We start from the raw sequence: 21,264 nt of genomic DNA, 5'->3' as shown, positions 1-21,264 counted from the left end.
CTAAATATTTAATCTGCGATCCCCTCGCCGGAGAGGGGATCTTTTTGCACAAACTGGGGGCGTATATCCGTGAAAGAAACGTTAAATAATATAAAAAAACTATCACCCGATAAAATGCCACAGCATATAGCAATTATTATGGATGGAAACGGCAGGTGGGCGCAAAAAAACGGGCTTCCAAGGATAGCTGGCCATTGGGCGGGCGCAGAAACCCTAAAAAGTATTGTGGAATCTTGCTCAAAACTTAAAATTAAAGTATTAACTGTTTTTGCATTTTCTACAGAGAATTGGAAAAGGCCCATTGAAGAAGTAAGCTCACTAATGAATCTACTGCTCTATTATTTTAAAAAAGAGGTAGATGCCCTCCATAAAAATAATGTTAAAATAGTAATAAGCGGAAATTGGGAAGAACTACCTGAAAAAATTGCTGATCAGATAAGAAAGAGTATGACAAAAACTCAAAATAATTCAGGCCTAATTTTAAATATAGCTTTAAACTATGGAGGACGCAGCGAAATCCTCTTTGCCTGTAAAAATATATGCACTGATGTTTTAAATGGAGATTTATGCATTGATAAGATTGATGAGAAATTGTTTGAGCAATATTTATACACATACGGACTTCCGGATCCGGATTTGCTGATAAGGCCAAGTGGAGAACTGAGAATAAGCAACTTTTTATTATGGCAAATTGCTTACTCGGAATTATGGTTTACCCAAACATATTGGCCTGACTTTAAAGAAGAAGATCTGATTTGTGCAATTTATGATTACCAAACGCGAGAACGAAGATTTGGGGGTTTAAAAAAGTAAAGCGGGTGGATTGATGCTTACAAGAATTATCAGCGCTGTTATTGGAATACTGCTTTTAGGATACATAATAAATACAGGCAACTGGATATTTTATCTTGGCATCTATATATTAAACTTATGCGCACTTTATGAGCTAAGCAATGCCTTTAAACAAAAAGGCATCAGCATAAATCTTGTTTTAGATGCTGCTGTAGCCGCAATATTACTTTATTTTGCTAATTTTTCGGTAGACTTTGATTTTATTTTGGCGTATTTTGCTATAATTTTGATTATTATTATAACATTTCTATATAATCTGCTCAACAATAATAAAAAGTCTTTGACTGATTCTGTTTTTAGTATTTTTTCTTTTGCATATACATCCTTTTTGTTTATGTGTATTATTTTAGTTAGAAATCTTCCGAATGGAACAATTCTTACTTGGTGGATATTCATTACAATCTGGGCATGTGATACCGGTGCATTTTTTATAGGAATTGTGTTTGGAAAAAGACTGTTAGCCCCTACTATTAGTCCAAAAAAAACTTTAGAAGGAAGTATGGGTGGCATTTTATTTAGTGTGCTTGCGTGTGCCATTTTTGCTAAGTATTTTATACCCGAAGCAGCTATGGTTTACGTAATTGCATTGGGCTTTTTGATCTCACTTTTCTCGCAAGCCGGTGATCTGGCAGCTTCCTTAATTAAGCGCTATTGCAATTTAAAGGATTTTTCCAATATAATTCCCGGTCACGGTGGAGTGCTTGATAGACTTGACAGTGCCCTGTTTTCCTTTCCCGTAGCATATATTTATATTTTGTTCATACTTCAAAAGGGTGGTTTTTGATGAAAACAAAAAGTCCGTATGCGCCTATAATCATGCTGATTTTAGCTGTAATAATAAGCGCGTTTTTGATTATCTTATCTTTCAGGCACTTACTTCCTTTAGTTATTGCTGTAATTTTTGCTATAATAATTGATACACCGGTGAGTTTTGTTGAAAAAAAGACAGGTTTTTCTCGGGGAGTAGTTACGATAATCTTTCTTACTCTTTTATTCTGTGGATTAGGCTATCTTTTATTTGTAATGGCTGCACGTTTTGTTTTCGAGCTTGCGCGGCTGATAAATTTACTGCCTATGCAGCGGGAATATTTCAATTCGATCTTTGATAAAATATTACAATCCATAGGTAAGTTTTCATCAAGTATACCCGATGAAGTCATAACTTATTTAAAGGCTAATGTAGATCAAATATTATTAATGATCACTAACAAAATATCTGAGTACTACAGTTTCTTAGTTGATAAGATATGGCTTGTTCCAAATTTATTTATTAATATTTTCTTCGTAATAATTTTTGTATTTTTGTTTACTTATTTTCTTACCAAAGACAAAAATAAAATCATTGAATCAATAAAGAATCTTTTTCCTGAGCAAATTCAGGAAAGGGTGCGTTCTGTACAAATTGAGATTATTTTATCGTTTTTTCGTTTGATAAAAGCGCAGATAATACTAGTCATGATTTCTACTATAATTACTATTGCAGGTTTTTACATTTTAAAGGTGGACTATGCGCTGATTTTAGGATTGATTTGTGGGCTATTAGACCTTGTACCTATATTTGGACCAAGCTTGATATTTATACCATGGATAATTTTTTCAGTGATAGTAAATAAAATAGGTTTTGCTGTAAGCTTGCTTATATTATATATTGTGGTACTTGGAACGAGGCAGGTCCTGCAAGCGAAAATTATAGGACAAAACCTGAATGTTGACCCTATGCTAACTTTAATTTCCATATATTTTGGTATAGAATTTTTGGGCTGGATAGGCTTGTTTATAGGCCCTCTTGTTGTAGTAGTAGTAAGAGCATTGATTCATTCAGGGATAATACCTCCATTAAATAAGTCTACAAAAAAAGTTTAAGTTTCAGAAGGTGGAAATATTGTTAACTCTTATTCCGACAATAATAGTTCTGGGAGCGCTTATTTTTTTTCATGAATTTGGACACTTTATAGTTGCAAAGCTTTCAGGTATAAAGGTCAACGAATTCAGTATGGGATTCGGACCTCAAATTTTGAAAATTAAAGGTAAAGAGACTGATTACTTCATAAGATTATTGCCTTTGGGCGGCTATGTTAAAATGGAAGGTGAAGATGCTGCTACCAGCGACCCCCGCGCTTTCAACAATAAGCCGCCACTTACAAGATTAGCTGTTATTTTGGCAGGCCCCCTAATGAATTTTCTTATTGCCGCTATCTTGCTTTCTGCTATAAGTTTTTCTTCAGGAATTGCAACAACGCAGGTTACTGTCATTCCCGGCGAGCCTGCTGCAGAAGCCGGGATACGCGACGGAGACGTAATTTATGCCGTTGACGGCATTAAAGTAAATTCATGGGAAGATGTAGTCGATAGAATAAGCAATAGGCCAAAAGAACAAGTAGAAATAACAGTCTCTAGAAACAATACCCTTATAACATATAATGTAACGGCAAAAGAAGATCCCGACACAAAAAGAGGTATAATAGGGATTAAAACAGTTGTTGTAAAACACTCTTTGAGCCGCAGTCTTCAATTTGGAATTCAGAAAACCTTTTGGATAACTAAAATGATATTAGTCGGTCTAGCTCAGATGTTAACAGGTAAAGCAGCGGTTGACGTGGTAGGGCCTGTTGGTATCTTCCAAATAGTAGAAGAAGCTGCGAAGAATGGAATTTTTCAGGTTATGTACATTGCGGCTCTCATAAGTATAAATCTGGGACTATTTAATATTTTTCCTATTCCTGCCCTTGACGGCGGCAGATGCGTATTTATTATATTAGAAATTTTAAGAGGCAGGCCGATAGATTTAGAAAAAGAGGGGTTTATACATTTTATAGGTTTTGTAATTTTGATGATTTTTATGATAATAGTTTTGTTTAAAGACATTAGTAAGCTCGATTTAATCAAGTGGATAAAGTAAACCTTGTATTATCATAGGAATAGGAAAGGAAGTTTTGATTAGGCTATGGAGGAAAAATACGGCATGAAAAAAAGGCGTAAGACGAGAAAGATTACAGTAGGTAACACAGCAGTTGGCGGTGACTCTCCTATAAGTGTTCAGTCTATGACCAATACAAAGACATATGATATAGAAAATACTGTATCTCAAATATTAAAGCTTGAAGATGCCGGTTGTGATATAATCCGTGTTGCAGTTCCAGATGAAGATAGCGCAATTGCGATTTCTAAGATAAAAAGTCAAGTTCATATACCTATTGTGGCCGATATTCAATTTGACCACAGACTTGCTATTGAATCTATTAAGTACGGGGCAGATGCAATACGTATAAATCCCGGCAACATTGGCAGTAAGAATAAAATAAAACAAGTTGTGGATTATGCAAAAGATTACAAAATTCCGATAAGAATAGGGATTAATTCCGGCTCTGTAGAAAAAGACTTAATTCAAAAATACGGCAGGCCAAGCGCTGAAGCAATGGTCGAAAGTGCTCTAAGGCATATTAATATTCTTGAAGATATGAATTTTAGCGATATAGTTCTTTCACTAAAATCTTCTGATGTTATATCCGGCATCATGGCTTATGAAATGATAGCCGATAAAACCGATTATCCTCTTCATTTAGGTATTACAGAGGCAGGAACTTTTATGGCAGGCACTGTAAAATCTGCAATAGGTTTAGGAGTTTTATTATACGAAGGAATTGGCGATACTATACGAGTATCTTTGACCGGTGAGCCTTTGGACGAGGTTAGGGTCGGTATTGAAATATTAAAAAGTCTGAATTTAAAGGAGTATGGAGTAACATTAATATCTTGCCCTACATGTGCTAGAACAGAGATTGACTTAATTAATATAGCAAAAAAAGTAGAGGAACAATTATCTTCTATTAAACAGCCTCTGAAAGTTGCGGTTATGGGTTGCATAGTAAACGGGCCGGGCGAAGCGAAGGAAGCTGATATAGGGATTGCAGGAGGTAAAAAAAGGGTTGCAATATTTAAAAAAGGTGAGATAATAAAAACTGTGCCGGAGGAAGATGCAGTTTCAGAACTTATGCATGAAATATATGATATTATTAATTCATGAATGTGATACAACGTAGGATAATTGAAGGAGGAAATACTTTATAATTATGGAAAATGATTTTGTAAAAGAGATTACATCGAAAACCGAAGATTTTTCGCAATGGTACGTAGATGTCATACTTAAAACCGAATTGGCAGATTATTCCCCCGTCCGAGGTTGCATGGTTATAAGGCCTTATGGTTATGCTTTGTGGGAAAATATACAAAAGCTTTTAGATGACCGTTTAAAGGCTACTGGACATAAAAATGCTTATTTCCCTTTATTTATACCAGAATCCCTTTTGCAAAAAGAAAGTGAGCATGTGGAAGGTTTCGCTCCGGAAGTGGCGTGGGTGACTCATGGAGGCGATGAAGAATTAGCTGAACGCTTAGCTGTAAGACCCACTTCTGAAACGATAATATGCAATATGTATTCCAAATGGATAAAGTCGTGGAGAGACTTGCCGGTACTTATAAATCAGTGGTGCAATGTGGTCCGCTGGGAAAAAAGCACAAAACCATTTTTGCGCACTGCTGAATTTCTTTGGCAAGAAGGCCATACAGCTCATCGCACCGATACAGAAGCAGAAGAAGAGACTTTAAGAATACTTGATATATATCAAGATCTTGTGGAAAAAGATTTATCCCTGCCGGTTATAAAAGGAGTAAAATCCGAGAGTGAAAAATTTGCAGGGGCATTAAAAACTTATACCATTGAAGCTCTCATGGGAGACGGTAGAGCGCTTCAGGCAGGAACTTCCCATAATCTTGGACAGCATTTTGCAAAAGCATATGATATAACTTATTTAGATACAGATGGTCAGCTAAAATATGTATGGCAGACCTCCTGGGGTGTTACTACTAGGCTGATAGGAGCCATTGTTATGGTTCACGGCGATGATCGCGGCCTAAAACTGCCGCCTGTTATAGCTCCTATTCAAGCAATTCTCGTACCTATTTTAGGCAAGCAAAAAGAAACAGTGCTTGCTAAAGCTGACGAGATTTTAGCTCAACTGAAAGACGACATAAGAATTGAAATAGACAGCCGAGATGAATATACTCCCGGATGGAAATTTAATGAATGGGAAATGCGCGGGGTACCGGTGCGCATCGAAATAGGGCCTAAAGATATTCAAAAACATCAGGTAGTTCTTGTAAGAAGAGATACCGGAGAAAAATACTTTGTTGATGAATCAGAGCTGCTCCCTCGATTAAAAGAATTACTGGATGACATACAAAACAACATGTTCTTGCAGGCTAAAAAATTCATGGACGATAACATTAGAGAAACTGACAACTTTGAAGAATTTAGAGAAATCATAGAAGCCAAACGCGGCTTTATAAAATCTCACTGGTGCGGCAGCCCTGATTGCGAAAAACATATAAAGGAGCAGACAGGAGCAACCTTAAGATGCATTCCGTTTTCAGAGGAGCTCAATACCGGTAAGTGCATAATATGTGGAAAAGAATCTAACACAACTGCTTATTTTGCAAAATCTTATTAGGATTTAATTTACGGGTTCAAACACTTTAAAAAGGTGGTATTATATATGAAGATCGCTGCTGTAATACCCGCTTATAATGAAGAAAAAACAATAGGCGGTGTTCTAGAGCCGCTATGCGCCCATGAGCTAATAGATGAAGTTATTGTTATAAGTGACGGCTCAAGCGATAATACTGCAAAAATAGCAAAAGCGTATAGAACTATCGTAATCGAACTTGAGAAAAATCAAGGAAAAACAAATGCGGTACTATTAGGAGTAAAAAGTACTGATGCTGACATTATTTTAATGCTTGACGCAGATTTAATAGGACTTAAGCGCGAACATATAACTCAGCTTATTTGGCCGGTAGCAGATGGCCAGGCCGATATGACCATAGGCATATTTAAGTTTGGCAGAGGTGCAACAGATTTTGCTCAAAAAATTGCCCCATTTCTTTCTGGCCAGAGAGGTGTAAAGCGAACGCTTTTTTGCAAGCTTGAAAAACACAATGTGCAAGATTATGGCATAGAAATGGCGCTAACTCTAGTGGCTGCGAAAGAAAAAATAAATGTTAAACAAGTTTATCTTTCAAATCTTACACATGTTATGAAAGAAGAGAAAAGAGGTTTAGTAATAGGCTTTTTGTCGAGAATGAAGATGTACTTTGACATAATGACCAGTGTTGTAAAATTTAAAATAAACGAAAATGCATCTTCATAGAATAAGAAGGATCGTGGCATGATTAAAATTAAGAATATATTTACCGAGCAGGATTTAGACATTTTTAATTTTGAAGAAAAAAAACTGCTTGATAACATATTGTTAGAAAATGTAACAGTTTCTAAGGAAAATAAGGACCTAAAATTGTCTATACTTGCAGAATCAGAACTAACTGAAAGCATATTATCAAAACTCAAACAACTAATATTCAAACATTTGCCAGCTACTGGCAAAATAGAACTTGGTTTTACTAAACTTAATTCCCAAAATAAGTTCCAAATACTTATTACAAAGATATGGGATAAATTGTTAGAGCGCGTTTTTCTCAAAGCTCCTGCGGCGCAAATGTGGCTATTGGACAGTTATTGGGAATTAGACGAAAAGCGAATAAATATTTATGTAGAACCCGGTGGTGCTGAATTTTTAAAAGAACGCAAGGTTTCTTCATTGATAGAGCATTACCTTGCAAATTCCGGTATTCCATTAAAGGTTTCTTTCAAAGAAATTCCATCTAATGGTAGAAAAAAAGATACATATGATATAAATGAAGAAGAAAAAGAAATAATCGAATCAATCTTAAGGCAGAATAGTGAAAGAAGCGGCTATGAAAAATCATCAGTTGATTTAGTTTCTAACGGGGTAACAGGTCAATATTCATCTATTTTACTGGGTAAAAAAATCGAAGAAAGGCCGATTCCTATAGGCGAAAATATTACTGAAAATAGTAATATAACCTTTATGGGAGAAATCTTTAATATTGAAAAGCGAGAGCTTAGAAATAGGACACTTCTTCTTACCTTTGGATTAACTGATTATACAGGCTCAATTCCGGTAAAGATTTTTCTGTCCGAGAAGCAAAAATCTTTAGAGCAGGCCATTAAAGAGGGTATGTGGGTTAAGGTAAGAGGCAAGATTGAAATTAGCAAATATACTCAAGAGCATGAACTAGTCCCACTTGATATTAATATTGACGATAAACCTGAAAGAGTAGATACGAGCCCTGAAAAGAGAGTGGAATTACACTTACATACACGGTATAGTTCTATGGATGCCTTATGTTCTCCGGAATCGGTATTAAAAACAGTCAAAAAATGGGGACATAAGGCAGTTGCTTTTACAGATCACGGAGTACTTCAGTCCTTTCCTGAAGTATATTCTGTTTCGAAAAAGCTTGGCATAAAGCCGATTTACGGAGTAGAAGCCTATATATTTGATGATGAAAACCCGGTTATGGCTCAACCTCCGGATAAAATGATAAAGGATACGGTTTTTGTTGTTACTGACATCGAAACAACCGGTCTTTGCTTTGACGGAGACGAAATAATAGAAATCGGAGCAGTTAAAGTTATTAATAATGAAATCATCGACAGGTTCAGTTCATTTGTTAAGCCGAAGCATCCGGTTCCGCCAAATATTGTAAATTTAACAGGTATTACCAACGAAATGTTAGAGTCTGCAGAGCCTATAGAAAAAGTTTTGCCTCAATTTATAGATTTTCTCGGTAATGCAGTTTTTGTAGCCCATAATGCCGATTTTGACTCTGGATTTATCCGCAGAGATGCCGAAAGGCTCGGACTATCTTTTAAGAACGGTGTATTGGATACTCTAGCTCTTGCCAGGATTATCCTTTCAAAATTAAAAAACCATAGACTTGATACCATCGCAAAGGATCTTAATATAGGGATGGGCTCTCATCATAGAGCAGTGGATGACGCAAACACAGCAGCTCTCATATTAAAAGAACTGCTGGGTCGGGTGAATGAAGCCGGTATAAATAATCTTTCAAAGATAAATGATATCTATAAGCTGCAAAAAGGAACGGTAACCCTAAGCTCATATCATGCAATTATTCAAGTAAAAAGCAATGAAGGCTTAAAAAATTTATATCGACTTGTCTCTATGTCTCATTTGAACTTTTTTTACAGACATCCCCGAATACCAAAATCGTTACTTAAGCGTTATCGAGATGGGTTAATAATTGGAAGTGGATGTCAGGCAGGTGAACTTTATCAATCTCTGCTTCATTTCGATGATCCTGCTAAAATCGAAAGAATAGCTGAGTTCTATGATTTTTTAGAGATTCAGCCTCTCCAAAATAATATGTTTTTAATTGACGGAGAATATGTAAGTGGAATAGAAAGATTAGGAAATATAAACCGAGCAATATGCGATCTTGGGAAAAAATTAAATAAACCCGTTGTCATGACAGGCGATGTACACTTTTTAAATCCGCAAGATGAGATATTTAGAAAAATTCTCTTAAATGCTCAGGGTTTTCAAGATGCTGATAAAGAATCAAAACTGTATTTACGCACTACAGATGAAATGCTAAATGAATGCCAATACTTAGGGGAGAAAACAGCCTACGAAGTAGTTGTTGAAAATCCAAATATTATAGCTAATGAGATTGCAGATGATATAGTTCCTTTTCCCGAGGGTCTTTATCCGCCTAAAATAGATGGCGCTGAAGAAGAAATAATAGAAATGACTTATCGGCAAGCAAAGCAAATTTATGGCGAAGAATTGCCGCAAATTGTCGAAGATCGGCTAAAGCATGAATTAGATTCAATAGTCAATAACGGCTATGCTGTGATATATCTTATTGCGCACAAATTAGTGAAAAAATCTATGGAAGATGGTTATCTTGTGGGCTCAAGAGGTTCTGTAGGTTCCTCTTTGGTTGCGACCATGTGCCAAATTACTGAGGTAAACCCCCTGCCCCCTCACTATATATGTCCAAAATGCAAGCTGTCGATCTTTGAAGAAGATAAAAATGACATAACAGGTCCTGACTTACCTGATATTAATTGTCCTAAATGTGGAACGCCTATGAGAAAAGAAGGTTTTAACATCCCCTTCGAAGTTTTTATGGGCTTTGAAGGCGATAAAATTCCCGACATAGATTTGAACTTTTCCGGAGAGTATCAGTCAAAGGCGCATAAATATGTAGAAGAGTTATTCGGCGAACATCATGTTTTTAGGGCAGGCACGATCTCAACAGTTGCACAAAAAACTGCTTTTGGCTTTGTAAGGGCTTATCTGGAAGAAAAAAATGTTCAGCTGCCTAATATTGAGTTAACAAGGCTTTCAGAAGGAATTACAGGCGTCAAAAGAACAACCGGCCAACATCCCGGAGGAATTATAGTAGTTCCAAAAGACAAGGAGATTTTTGAATTTACACCGATTCAACATCCTGCAGACGATAAGGGGTCGGGGGTCATTACAACTCACTTTGAATATCATTCTATAAGCGACAGACTTTTAAAGCTTGATTTACTGGGCCATGATGATCCTACGGTAATTAAAATGCTCGAAGAAGAAACAGGCGTAAATGTGCGCAAGATTCCTCTTGATGATCCTGCAACTTTAAAAATATTTTCTTCCTTAGAGTCACTAGGCCTAGATCCAAAGGTTTTAGGAACTACTGTGGGAACTTTAGGGGTACCGGAATTCGGCACTAAGTTTGTAAGACAAATGTTGGAAGATACCAGGCCGACAACTTTTTCTGAATTGGTGCGAATAAGCGGATTGTCCCACGGCACGGATGTGTGGCTCAATAACGCACAAAATATAATAAAAAGCCGGATAGCCACTTTAAAGGATGTAATTGCTACAAGAGACGACATAATGATTTACTTAATCAATAATGGCGTTAATGCAAAAATCGCCTTTAGTATTATGGAAGACGTAAGAAAAGGGAGAGGCTTAAAGCCCGAATATGAAAAAATTTTAAGCGAAAATAAAAATGTAAATAGCTGGTTTATTGACTCTTGTAAGAAGATAAGGTACCTTTTTCCTAAGGCCCATGCCGTTGCATATGTAATAATGGCATTTAGGATAGCCTATTTTAAAGTGCATTACCCCGAGGCATTTTATGCTACTTATTTTACCGTTAAAGCAGATGATTTTGATGCTGAACTTATATTACAGGGTCCTAAGAAAATCAGAGAAAAGATGGCTGAAATTGAGAGAAACGAAAAGGAAGCAACAGCAAAAGAGAAAAACCTCTTTACGATTTTAGAAGTTGCAAATGAAATGTATGCACGAGGTATACAATTTGCTCAGATAGATCTATATAAGTCGGATGTAAAGAGATTTAAAATAACAGAAGCCGGAATACTGCCGCCTTTAAAATCACTGCAAGGCTTAGGAATTACTGCAGCGCAAAATATAGAAAGAGAAAGGCGGAAAGGAAGATTTACATCAATAGATGATCTTCAGCGAAGGGCGAGAATAACAAAAAATGTTGTTCAGATTTTAAGGCAAAACGGGGTGCTGGCTAATTTACAGGAAACGGACCAAATAAGCTTGTTTTAAGTTGCATTCATCAATATCCTGTGGTATAATTATACCGTGACAAGCAGACATTTTAACGGGCAGAAACTTAGAGTGGGTAAATTCCCACTCTTTAATATTATATTTATCGTTTTAGATTTAGGAGTGGTTTTTATGCTGAATGAAAAAATTTTTAAGAAGCTGCTGGACATTGGAAATTTAGTAGCTGACAGTAAGGGATTTGAGTTGGTTGATATGGAATTTGTAAAGGAATCTGGAAACTGGTATTTAAGGTATTATATTGATAAACCTGGAGGAGTAACTCTTGATGATTGTCAGTTGGTAAGCATGGAGCTCAGTAAGATGCTGGACGAAATGGACCCAATACCCTACAGCTATTTTTTAGAGGTATCATCTCCAGGTGTTGAAAGACCCCTTAAAAAAGATAAAGATTTTATAAAATATATTGGCTCTATGGTAGAAATTAAGACTTTTGAAAAGATAGACGGCAAAAAGAATTTTACAGGGATCCTAAAAAATTATTCAAATGATACCGTCACCATCGAGGATGGGAAAACTTATTCAATTCCGAAAGACAAAATATCGGCAGCAAAACTTAAATTTGAATGGAATGAGGAGCAAGAATGAATACAGAATTTATCGAAGCTTTGGTACAAATCGAAAAAGAAAAAGGAATATCCAAGGACATATTACTAGATGCGCTTGAGGCATCTCTTATATCAGCTTACAAAAAAAATTACGGTTCTTCTCAAAATGTAGCCGTCAATATCGATAGAGACACCGGAGAGGTTAAAGTATTTTCGAAGAAAATAGTAACAGACGATGTTAAGGACGAACTTTTGGAAATCAGTATAGAAGAAGCACGAGAAATTAACCCTACTGCAAAAATAGGTGATATTGTCTCTATAGAGGTAACCCCGAAAAAATTTGGCAGAATCGCCGCGCAAACTGCAAAACAAGTTGTAATGCAGAGAATACGGGAAGCTGAAAGGGATTTAATATTTGAGGAGTACGCCGGCAGAGAAACGGATATAGTCACAGGCATAATTCAAAGATTTGATAAAAAAAATGTTATAATTGATCTTGGTAAAATTGAAGCTATTCTTCCGGCAACAGAGCAAATAAGTTTTGAAGAATATGTCCCGGGCAGCAGAATCAAAGTCTATATTTTAGAAGTTAAGAAAACTACAAAAGGTCCGCTAATAACTGTTTCTCGCTCCCACCCCGGCCTTGTAAAAAGGCTGTTTGAGCTTGAAGTGCCCGAAATCTACGAAGGTATTGTGGAAATTAAAGGAATAGCGCGGGAAGCAGGTTCAAGAACTAAAATAGCTGTATATTCAAAAGACGAGAACGTAGATCCGGTAGGCGCTTGTGTCGGACCGAAAGGTTCTAGAGTTCAATCTGTTGTAGATGAGCTGCACGGTGAAAAAATTGATATAATCAAGTGGGACAAAGATCCTGCGATTTTTATCTCGAATGCTTTAAGTCCTGCTAAAGTCTTGAATGTAATTATCGAAGAACACAATAAAACAGCACGAGTTACCGTATCAGAAAATCAGCTGTCGCTTGCTATCGGCAAAGAAGGCCAAAATGCCAGGCTTGCAGCAAAACTTACCGGTTGGAAAATAGATATCAAGAGCGATGATGAAAAATCGAAGCCGGCCGAGGATAAGAGAGGGGATGAAGATGAAACGTAAGAAGATACCAATGCGCATGTGCATCGGATGCAGAGAAATGAAACCAAAAAATGAATTGATTAGAATAGTTAAAACCCCTGACAATAATGTAGAAATAGATCCTACGGGCAAAAAGTCCGGCCGAGGTGCCTACGTTTGCAAAAACGATAAGTGTATAGAGGCCTCTATGAAAGAAAATCAGCTTTCTAAAGCATTAGACATCAATGTGACTAAAGAAATTGTTTCGAAGATTAAAGAGGAGTTATCGAATTTATGAAATATTATAATCTTTTTTCTCTATTAGTATTAAAGAATCCTTTAACGGAGGTGGGGTATATTGACGAAACTGCGCGTATATGAATTAGCAAAAGAACTAGGAATTTCAAGCAAAAAGCTGATTGAAACCCTAGAAGATTTGGATGTAGTTGTAAAAAATCACATGAGTACAATTGATGATGATATAGCAAAGCTAGTAACTGAATTGATTGAAGAAGAATCTGGTAAAAGCAATAAAAAGAAAGCCGCTCAAGCTTCTGACGACAAAAAAGCAGAGCCGGCTGATAAAGAGGAGAAAAAGGTCCTAACTGCTAAGAATGAAAAAGCAGAGGATAAACAAAAAACAATTACAGTACCGAGCAAAATAAGTGTAAAGGATTTAGGCGCTTTACTCGGAATAGAACCTGTAAAAATAATTAAAAGGCTGATGAATTACGGCCTTATGGTTAACATTAACGCAGAAATAGATTTTGAATCTGCGAAAAAAATTGCAAATGAATTTGATGTTGATATAGTTGAAGAAAAACAAGATAATGAAGAGTTTATGCTTGAAGAAGTTGATGATCCTAAAGACCTGAAACCTCGTCCACCTGTTGTGACAGTAATGGGCCATGTAGATCATGGAAAGACTTCTTTGCTTGATGCAATAAGGCAGACAAATGTTACGCAGCAAGAAGCCGGAGGCATCACTCAACATATCGGTGCTTCAGAGGTAGAGGTAAACGGCAAAAAAATTGTATTTTTGGACACCCCGGGACATGAAGCATTTACAGCTATGCGCGCAAGAGGAGCTAAAGTTACAGATATAGCAATTTTAGTGGTAGCGGCTGATGACGGGGTTATGCCTCAAACAGTAGAGGCTTTAAACCATGCAAAAGCAGCTGATATTCCTATTATAGTTGCAATAAATAAAATTGATAAACCTAACGCAAATCCAGAAAGAATAAAGCAGCAGCTTTCAGATTACGGCTTGATTCCTGAAGAATGGGGCGGGGATACGATTTTTGTAAATGTTTCCGCAAAAGCCAGAATAGGAATTGAACAGCTTTTAGAAATGATATTGCTTGTAGCCGAGATGCAGGAACTAAAAGCCAATTACAATTGTCGGGCACGGGGTGTAATAATAGAAGCTAAACTGGATAAAGGCCGTGGACCTATTGCAACTGTTTTAGTCCAGCGGGGAACATTAAAGTTGGGTGACGGGATAGTTGCGGGTACCGCCTACGGAAAGGTCAGGGCACTATTTGATTCCCATGGAAAAAGAATAAAATCAGCAGGGCCATCAACACCTGTAGAGGTTTTAGGATTATCCGAAGTGCCAACTGCGGGAGATATTTTACTTGCTGTATCCAGCGAAAAAGAAGCAAAGTCTATTTCTGATGAGAGAAAAAATCTGCAAAAAGAACCGGAATATGATACGCCTCAGCGAATTTCTTTAGATAAGTTGTTCGAGAAGATGCAAAAAGGCGAAGTTAAAGACCTGAACTTAATTGTAAAAGCTGACACCCAGGGCTCAGTTGAAGCAATTAAACAAGCTTTGGAAAAATGTTCAAACGATCAAGTTCAAGTCAAAATAATCCATGGCGGCGTCGGCGCTATCACTGAAAGCGATGTAATGCTTGCCTCAGCGTCTAATGCTATTATTATAGGATTTAATGTAAGACCTGATCCCAACGCTAAAAAAATGGCGGAAAAAGAACAAATAGATATTAGGACCTATAGGATTATTTATGATGTGGTAGATGACATACAAGCAGCAATGGAAGGAATGCTTGAGCCGGAATATGAAGAAGTCGTTCAAGGCAGAGCAGAAGTTCGCACTTTATTTAAAGTGCCTTCTGTAGGCACTGTTGCCGGCTGTTTTGTAACTGATGGAAAAATCACGAGAAATTCACAAATCCGGGTAATACGACAAGGAATAGTCATACACGAAGGCAAAATAGCTTCACTAAAACGTTTTAAAGATGACGTTCGCGAGGTTGCAAGTGGATATGAATGCGGCATAGCTCTTGAAAGATTTAATGATATAAAGGAACAAGACATTCTTGAAGCCTTTGTAGTAAGACAAGTCAAGGAGTAATATGGTATTTAGAGGTGAAGACCTGTGGAGTTTTCAAGAAATGAAAGAATTGCAGAAGAAATAAAAAAAGGCATGAGTGAAATTATCAGCACTAATTTAAAGGATCCGCGCGTAAAGGGCTTGGTATCCATAACGAGAGTTAAAGTCACGAAAGACTTAAGTCATGCTACGATATTTCTGAGTTTTTATTGTGACGAAATCGAAAAGGAGGCCGCCTTTGACGCTATTCAAAGCGCAAAGGGTTTTATAAAGCGAGAGCTTGCAAGCAAAATAAGGATTAAGTATATGCCGGATATATCCTTTAAAATGGATGAATCTATTGAATATGGAATTCATATAAGCAAGGTTTTGGAAGAAATAAAGCAGCAAGAACAAGGCGAAGAAAAGGAAAATGGGGACGAGGACGATTGATGAGCATTGCAAATCTTGGCAGTTTCAATGAAATCTTAAAATCAAATAAAAGTTTTACAATCGCATCACATGTGGACCCTGATGGAGACAGTATAGGATCTGTACTTTCTTTGACCCTTGCCTTGAAAAAAATGGGGAAATGTGCAGAACCTGTTATAATTGATAAAATACCCGAGAAATATAAATTCTTACCTGGAAATAAACTAATTTCGAATCAATTTTCCTCAAGATCTGATGTTTTAATCTCTCTAGACAGCAGCGACATAAATCGTCTTGGTTTAAATGAAGATATAAGGGATTACGGAAATATAATTGTAAATATTGATCACCACAAAAATAATGCGCTTTTTGGCGATTTGAACATCGTAGACAGCAGCGCTTCATCAGCAGGAGAAATTGTTTACCAATTAATTAAAGATAAGATCAAAATAGACAATGATATTGCAATCAATATATACACTTCAATTATTACAGATACAGGTTCTGCAAGGTACTCAAACACAACCCCTTTATGCCTTAGAATTTTAGCAGATTTGGTTGACATTGGCGTCAAGCCTGATTATGTAAGCAGACAAGTTTTTGAAAAAAGGACTTTGAGCTCTATAAAACTTCTAAAGCTCGCCTTAGATACATTAGAACTGTTAGAAAACAATAAGATAGCCGCTATGTATATTACTCAAGAAATGTTAGAAGTTAGTAAAGCTATGGAAGAAGAAACCGAAGGTATAATTAATTATGCAAGAGAAATCGACGGCGTAGAGGTGGCAGTGCTTTTCAGGGAGAAGGAAAAGTCTGTAACAAAAGTAGGATTAAGATCAAATGAGTGGGTAGATGTGAGCAAAATAGCAGAAAAGTTTAACGGTGGCGGTCACTTGAGAGCTGCAGGCTGTATTGTAGAACTTCCTATAAATCAAGCCCGTGCCGTTGTTTTAAATGCGGTATCTGCTGCCCTAGCTGATAACGGAGGGATTTTGTGCAAGGAGTAATTAATGTATTAAAGCCTTCTGGTATGACTTCCCATGATATAATAAAACGTCTTAGAAAACTATTGAATATAAAAAAGATAGGACACAGTGGAACATTGGATCCGGCAGCAACTGGTGTATTACCTGTATTTGTAGGGCGGGCTACAAAAGCAATAGAATTTTTTGAAAAAGATGATAAAGAATATATAGCTGAAATCTGCTTTGGAATTACTACGAGCACAGCAGATGCAGAGGGAGAAGTTGTAAACATATACCCTCATCCTTTTGAAATTAATCGAGAGGAGCTAGAAAAAATACTTGTAGAATTTATTGGAGAAATTGAACAAATTCCCCCAATGTACTCAGCTGTCCATTATAAGGGCAAGAAATTGTATGAACTTGCCCGACAAGGAGTCACAGTTGAAAGAGAGCCGCGCAGAGTGAGAATTTATTCAATAAAAGTTATGAGTGTAAGTTCTATCTCGGCAGTAATAGAGGTTATATGTTCAAAGGGCACATATATAAGAACGCTCTGCGAAGATATAGGAGAAAAACTAGGTTTCGGGGCGCATCTTTTAAAGCTTAGAAGAACGCGATCAGGGCCTTTTGACATACAAAATGCTTTTACCCTCGAACAAATAGAGGAAAATATTAAGAATGGTACCCTTGAAAAAGTCCTGCTTCCTGTTGATAAGTATCTATGCAATATGCCGGCTGTCATATTAGAATATCCGGATGATAGTTTTTTTATAAAAGGCAGATTAATCCATGAAGATTTTAGCCATCTGGCAAAACAGGAAGGGAAATTTGTTCGTGTTTATAATTTTGAAAAATTCTTAGGCATCGCGGTTGTAAAATCCATAGAACAGCAGGTTGTTTTGCAAGTATACAAATCTTTATAGCAGGATTGAGTGAAGCATATGCAAATATATAACGACTTAGCATCGATGAACTTGCCAAATTATACAGTTTGCGGAATAGGTAACTTTGACGGGGTGCACAAGGGGCATCAGGAATTAATCAAAAAATTGCTTTGTACCGCAAAAGAGAAGTATTTAGATTCTCTGATCCTTACTTTTGAACCTCATCCTTTAAAAGTTCTTTCACCAAACAGCAATATCAAGCTTATAACAACATTGGAACAGAAAAAAAAGATAATGCGTTCTTACGGAATTGATCACTTTGTACTTGCACCGTTTACCGATGAGTTTTCAAAGATAGACTACACTGATTTTATTTATGACATATTGATAAAAAAGTGCAGGGCAAAAGTTGTAGTTGTAGGCTATAATTATAGGTTCGGTTATAAAGGAAGAGGAACGGCAGAAGCCTTAAAAGAAATATGCGGCAAAAACGGAATCGATACAATTATAATCCCTCAAGTCACCTACAATGGTTATACTGTGAGCAGTACTTTAATTAGAGAACTTATAGAAAAAGGCGATGTAAAAACGGCTGCAGAGCTTTTAGGGCGTCCCTTTACGATTGAGGGTATAGTAAAGCCCGGAAACTCTATAGGCAAAAAAATCGGTTTTCCAACTGCAAATATTGCACCCGAAGAAAATATTGTTTTGCCTCCAAGGGGAGTTTACGCAGTTTTAGCCCGCAGAGAAAATAATGTGCACACAGGTATCGCTAATTTGGGAGTGAAGCCAACTTTTAACGGCAGTAACTTAGTCCTGGAAGTGCATCTTTTCGACTTTAACAGAGAATTATATGGGGAAAATTTAGAGATTATGTTTATAGAAAGACTTCGTCCTGAATTCAAGTTTGCAACTGTAAAAGATCTTGTAAGGCAAATTCAGCAGGACATTCTGCAGGCCAAAGAAATTTTTAAAATTAATGCTGTGGAATTAATTTAAATTTACTTTTTTCCGATACTATGATAAAATTTGTTTGTGACACATGAACCCTTGCTCGGTTAATCGTAGGCTCCGACGATTTACTTGGCAATTGGGGATTTTGCAGCAATGAGGAGGTGAAAAGATGGCATTAACTAAAGAGATTAAACAGTCAATAATAAATGAATATAAGATACATGAGACAGACACGGGTTCCCCGGAAGTTCAAGTTGCTATGCTTACAGAAAGAATCAACGAGCTTACAGAGCATCTGAAGGAGCATAAAAAGGATCATCATTCTCGTAGAGGGTTGCTTAAGATGGTAGGCAAGCGGCGCGCTTTATTGAACTATTTGAAGAAAAATGACCCGGAACGTTACAGAAGTCTTATTGAAAAATTGGAATTACGAAAATAAAGCGGGGTTTCCCCGCTTAAATTTTATCAGCTATTTCTGCACAATAATGTAATGTAGAAATTCTGATAAAGCGCAAAATAAAAATATAAAAACTAAATAAAGGAGGATTATTTCTTGCCAGAATTTAAAACAGAAGTAGCTGGACGTAAACTGGTTGTAGAAACAGGTAAGGTAGCTCAGCAAGCTAATGGTTCAGTTATGATAAAATACGAAGATACAGTTCTTTTGGTAACAGCTACAGCTTCAAAAAAACCGAGAGAGGGCGTAGATTTTTTACCACTTACCGTAGATTATGAAGAAAAGTTATATGCTGTTGGCAAAATTCCCGGCGGTTTCATTAAGCGGGAGGGAAAGCCCAGCGAAAAAGCAATTCTTTCAGCCCGCCTAATTGACAGACCGTTGAGGCCACTTTTTCCGAAGAATTTAAGAAATGATGTACAGGTAATAGCAACCGTCTTATCTGTAGATCAAGATAATATGCCTGATATACTTGCTATAAACGGTGCATCTTGCGCTCTTTGCATTTCAGACATACCCTTTGACGGACCTGTAGGTGCGGTATCTGTGGGCTTAGTAAACGGCGAATACGTTATAAATCCAACTGTGGAGGAAAGCGAAAAAAGCAGATTAAGGCTTTCCGTTGCAGGAACAAAGGATGCGGTACTGATGGTTGAAGCCGGCGCCGATGAGGTATCAGAAGATGAAATGCTAAATGCAATACTCTATGGTCATGAAGAAATTAAAAAAATCATAGCTTTTCAAGAAGAAATAATAAAAGAAGTTGGAAAGCCCAAGATGGAGATAGTTACCGATGATGAGAATGAGGAATTGGAAAAAGCCGTTAGGGAGTTTGCAACAGAAAAGATATTAAAGGCCATACGGATATTCGATAAAACCGAGCGAGAAGATTGTCTAGATAAAATAGCTGAAGAAACTATTCTTAATTTCCAGGAAGCTTATCCGGAATCAGACAAACAAATAACTGAGATTTTAACTACAATCACAAAAGAAGAAGTCAGAAAAATGATTTCATATGAGGGAATAAGACCTGATGGCAGGACAGCTAAGGAGATAAGGCCTATTTGGTGTGAAGTTGGAGTTTTGCCAAGAACCCATGGTTCAGGACTATTTACTCGCGGCCAGACACAAGTTCTTACAGTTGCAACTCTTGGTGCTTTAGGAGATGTACAAATTTTAGATGGTCTGGGTATCGAGGAATCTAAAAGGTATATGCACCATTACAATTTTCCACCTTACAGCACTGGTGAAACAAGACCGATGAGAGGCCCCGGCCGAAGAGAAATTGGGCACGGAGCATTGGCTGAAAGGGCATTAGAGCCAATGATACCTCCGGAAGAAGACTTTCCATATACTATACGGCTAGTCTCTGAAGTCCTAAGTTCAAACGGTTCAAGTTCTATGGCAAGCGTGTGCGGTTCTACCTTAGCTTTAATGGATGCCGGTGTTCCCATAAAAGCTCCTGTATCCGGCGTAGCTATGGGGCTCATAAAGCAAGAAGATAAAGTAACCATTTTAACGGATATCCAAGGTATGGAAGATTTTTATGGAGATATGGATTTTAAGGTTGCAGGCACTAGGAATGGTATTACGGCAATCCAGATGGACATTAAAATAAAGGGAATAGACAGAGATATATTAAAAACTGCTTTAGAGCAAGCAAGAGAAGGCAGACTATATATCATGGACAAGATGCTTGCGGTTATCCCCGAACCTAGAAAAGAATTGTCGCCTTATGCGCCGAGAATATTTACAACAACAATTGATCCGGAAAAAATCAGAGATATTATCGGACCCGGAGGAAAGACAATAAATAAGATAATCTCGGAAACTAATACAAAGATAGATATAGAAGAAGATGGAAAAGTGTACATTGCGGCTCCAGATGAGTCTGCAGGCGTAAAAGCTTTGGAAATTATAAATAAGATAACTCAAGATGTGGAAGTCGGTAAAATATATATGGGTAAAGTCATGCGTACAACTAACTTTGGAGCATTTGCCGAGATTCTTCCGGGCAAAGAAGGCCTTATCCATATTTCTAAGTTGTCTTCGGAAAGAGTTAAGCGTGTTGAAGATGTTGTGAAGGTCGGCGATGAAATCCTTGTCAAGGTAACCGATATTGATAAACAGGGTAGAATTAACCTCTCACATAAAGATGCCCTCGATGAAATTCAATCAAAAAACAAAAAGAATTCTAAGGCATAATCCGAATAAGTGCGGCTTATGCC

General features: G+C 37.0%; 18 protein-coding genes. All 18 read left to right on the top strand.

Annotation, left to right across the window (positions count from 1 at the left end):
- Positions 1 to 63: 63 nt before the first annotated feature.
- The 18 genes from TSYNT_RS11295 (at position 64) to TSYNT_RS11210 (ending at position 21,241) form a co-directional block, all read left to right on the top strand.
- Positions 64 to 813 (top strand): isoprenyl transferase, encoded by a 750-nt coding sequence (locus TSYNT_RS11295; protein WP_059034107.1) that lies wholly within the window; start codon positions 64 to 66, stop codon positions 811 to 813.
- A gap of 13 nt (positions 814 to 826) precedes the next feature.
- A complete protein-coding gene (locus TSYNT_RS11290) occupies positions 827 to 1,636 on the top strand; it encodes a phosphatidate cytidylyltransferase (RefSeq protein WP_059034106.1) in 810 nt (269 codons plus the stop codon).
- Positions 1,636 to 2,715, top strand: coding sequence for a sporulation integral membrane protein YtvI (ytvI, locus tag TSYNT_RS11285; RefSeq protein WP_059034104.1), 1,080 nt, complete (start codon positions 1,636 to 1,638; stop codon positions 2,713 to 2,715). Before TSYNT_RS11290 ends, ytvI begins: the two co-directional genes overlap by 1 nt.
- Before the next feature lie 10 nt (positions 2,716 to 2,725).
- Complete coding sequence (rseP, locus tag TSYNT_RS11280; RefSeq protein ID WP_420340976.1) at positions 2,726 to 3,751, top strand: RIP metalloprotease RseP; 1,026 nt, start codon at positions 2,726 to 2,728, stop codon at positions 3,749 to 3,751.
- 63 nt (positions 3,752 to 3,814) lie between these two features.
- Positions 3,815 to 4,876, top strand: coding sequence for a flavodoxin-dependent (E)-4-hydroxy-3-methylbut-2-enyl-diphosphate synthase (gene ispG, locus TSYNT_RS11275; protein WP_059034100.1), 1,062 nt, complete (start codon positions 3,815 to 3,817; stop codon positions 4,874 to 4,876).
- Between the two features lie 46 nt (positions 4,877 to 4,922).
- Positions 4,923 to 6,359 (top strand): proline--tRNA ligase, encoded by a 1,437-nt coding sequence (proS, locus tag TSYNT_RS11270; protein WP_059034098.1) that lies wholly within the window; start codon positions 4,923 to 4,925, stop codon positions 6,357 to 6,359.
- A 45-nt stretch (positions 6,360 to 6,404) separates the two neighbouring features.
- Positions 6,405 to 7,058, top strand: coding sequence for a glycosyltransferase family 2 protein (locus TSYNT_RS11265; protein ID WP_059034096.1), 654 nt, complete (start codon positions 6,405 to 6,407; stop codon positions 7,056 to 7,058).
- An 18-nt stretch (positions 7,059 to 7,076) separates the two neighbouring features.
- On the top strand, positions 7,077 to 11,375 hold the full coding sequence (locus tag TSYNT_RS11260) for a PolC-type DNA polymerase III (protein WP_083497750.1): 4,299 nt from the start codon (positions 7,077 to 7,079) through the stop codon (positions 11,373 to 11,375).
- 132 nt (positions 11,376 to 11,507) lie between these two features.
- Positions 11,508 to 11,981 carry a ribosome maturation factor RimP gene (locus TSYNT_RS11255; protein WP_059034094.1) on the top strand — a complete coding sequence of 158 codons (474 nt, stop codon included), beginning with the start codon at positions 11,508 to 11,510 and terminating at the stop codon, positions 11,979 to 11,981.
- Positions 11,978 to 13,051: a transcription termination factor NusA gene (nusA, locus tag TSYNT_RS11250; RefSeq protein WP_059034093.1), complete on the top strand. Its 1,074-nt coding sequence runs from the start codon at positions 11,978 to 11,980 to the stop codon at positions 13,049 to 13,051. The genes TSYNT_RS11255 and nusA overlap by 4 nt, the downstream gene beginning before the upstream one ends.
- Entirely contained in the window at positions 13,041 to 13,307 is a 267-nt protein-coding gene (gene rnpM, locus TSYNT_RS11245) for an RNase P modulator RnpM (protein WP_059034090.1), read from the top strand. Before nusA ends, rnpM begins: the two co-directional genes overlap by 11 nt.
- 60 nt (positions 13,308 to 13,367) lie before the next feature.
- The gene (gene infB / locus TSYNT_RS11240) at positions 13,368 to 15,386 is read left to right on the top strand and encodes a translation initiation factor IF-2 (protein ID WP_059034088.1); all 2,019 of its coding nucleotides are present in this window, start codon (positions 13,368 to 13,370) and stop codon (positions 15,384 to 15,386) included.
- Between the two features lie 24 nt (positions 15,387 to 15,410).
- Positions 15,411 to 15,797: a 30S ribosome-binding factor RbfA gene (gene rbfA, locus TSYNT_RS11235; protein WP_059034086.1), complete on the top strand. Its 387-nt coding sequence runs from the start codon at positions 15,411 to 15,413 to the stop codon at positions 15,795 to 15,797.
- Positions 15,797 to 16,783 carry a DHH family phosphoesterase gene (locus TSYNT_RS11230; RefSeq protein ID WP_059034084.1) on the top strand — a complete coding sequence of 329 codons (987 nt, stop codon included), beginning with the start codon at positions 15,797 to 15,799 and terminating at the stop codon, positions 16,781 to 16,783. The genes rbfA and TSYNT_RS11230 overlap by 1 nt, the downstream gene beginning before the upstream one ends.
- Positions 16,771 to 17,664 (top strand): tRNA pseudouridine(55) synthase TruB, encoded by an 894-nt coding sequence (truB, locus tag TSYNT_RS11225; RefSeq protein ID WP_059034082.1) that lies wholly within the window; start codon positions 16,771 to 16,773, stop codon positions 17,662 to 17,664. The genes TSYNT_RS11230 and truB overlap by 13 nt, the downstream gene beginning before the upstream one ends.
- An 18-nt stretch (positions 17,665 to 17,682) precedes the next feature.
- A complete protein-coding gene (locus TSYNT_RS11220) occupies positions 17,683 to 18,624 on the top strand; it encodes a bifunctional riboflavin kinase/FAD synthetase (RefSeq protein WP_059034357.1) in 942 nt (313 codons plus the stop codon).
- A 124-nt stretch (positions 18,625 to 18,748) separates the two neighbouring features.
- Positions 18,749 to 19,018 carry a 30S ribosomal protein S15 gene (gene rpsO / locus TSYNT_RS11215; protein WP_059034081.1) on the top strand — a complete coding sequence of 90 codons (270 nt, stop codon included), beginning with the start codon at positions 18,749 to 18,751 and terminating at the stop codon, positions 19,016 to 19,018.
- Between the two features lie 114 nt (positions 19,019 to 19,132).
- A complete protein-coding gene (locus TSYNT_RS11210; protein WP_059034079.1) occupies positions 19,133 to 21,241 on the top strand; it encodes a polyribonucleotide nucleotidyltransferase in 2,109 nt (702 codons plus the stop codon).
- Positions 21,242 to 21,264: the final 23 nt, after the last annotated feature.

This window comes from Tepidanaerobacter syntrophicus (assembly GCF_001485475.2).
Lineage (GTDB): Bacteria > Bacillota > Thermosediminibacteria > Thermosediminibacterales > Tepidanaerobacteraceae > Tepidanaerobacter > Tepidanaerobacter syntrophicus.
This window is presented reverse-complemented; position numbering and strand designations above follow the sequence as displayed.

Coding starts and splice junctions, on each gene's coding strand:
- TSYNT_RS11230 (WP_059034084.1), top strand. CDS start 15,797: ATGAGCATTGCAAATCTTGGCAGTTTCAATGAAATCTTAAAATCAAAT.
- rnpM (WP_059034090.1), top strand. CDS start 13,041: ATGAAACGTAAGAAGATACCAATGCGCATGTGCATCGGATGCAGAGAA.
- proS (WP_059034098.1), top strand. CDS start 4,923: ATGGAAAATGATTTTGTAAAAGAGATTACATCGAAAACCGAAGATTTT.
- TSYNT_RS11290 (WP_059034106.1), top strand. CDS start 827: ATGCTTACAAGAATTATCAGCGCTGTTATTGGAATACTGCTTTTAGGA.
- TSYNT_RS11265 (WP_059034096.1), top strand. CDS start 6,405: ATGAAGATCGCTGCTGTAATACCCGCTTATAATGAAGAAAAAACAATA.
- TSYNT_RS11260 (WP_083497750.1), top strand. CDS start 7,077: ATGATTAAAATTAAGAATATATTTACCGAGCAGGATTTAGACATTTTT.
- ytvI (WP_059034104.1), top strand. CDS start 1,636: ATGAAAACAAAAAGTCCGTATGCGCCTATAATCATGCTGATTTTAGCT.
- nusA (WP_059034093.1), top strand. CDS start 11,978: ATGAATACAGAATTTATCGAAGCTTTGGTACAAATCGAAAAAGAAAAA.
- TSYNT_RS11220 (WP_059034357.1), top strand. CDS start 17,683: ATGCAAATATATAACGACTTAGCATCGATGAACTTGCCAAATTATACA.
- TSYNT_RS11255 (WP_059034094.1), top strand. CDS start 11,508: ATGCTGAATGAAAAAATTTTTAAGAAGCTGCTGGACATTGGAAATTTA.
- ispG (WP_059034100.1), top strand. CDS start 3,815: ATGAAAAAAAGGCGTAAGACGAGAAAGATTACAGTAGGTAACACAGCA.
- rpsO (WP_059034081.1), top strand. CDS start 18,749: ATGGCATTAACTAAAGAGATTAAACAGTCAATAATAAATGAATATAAG.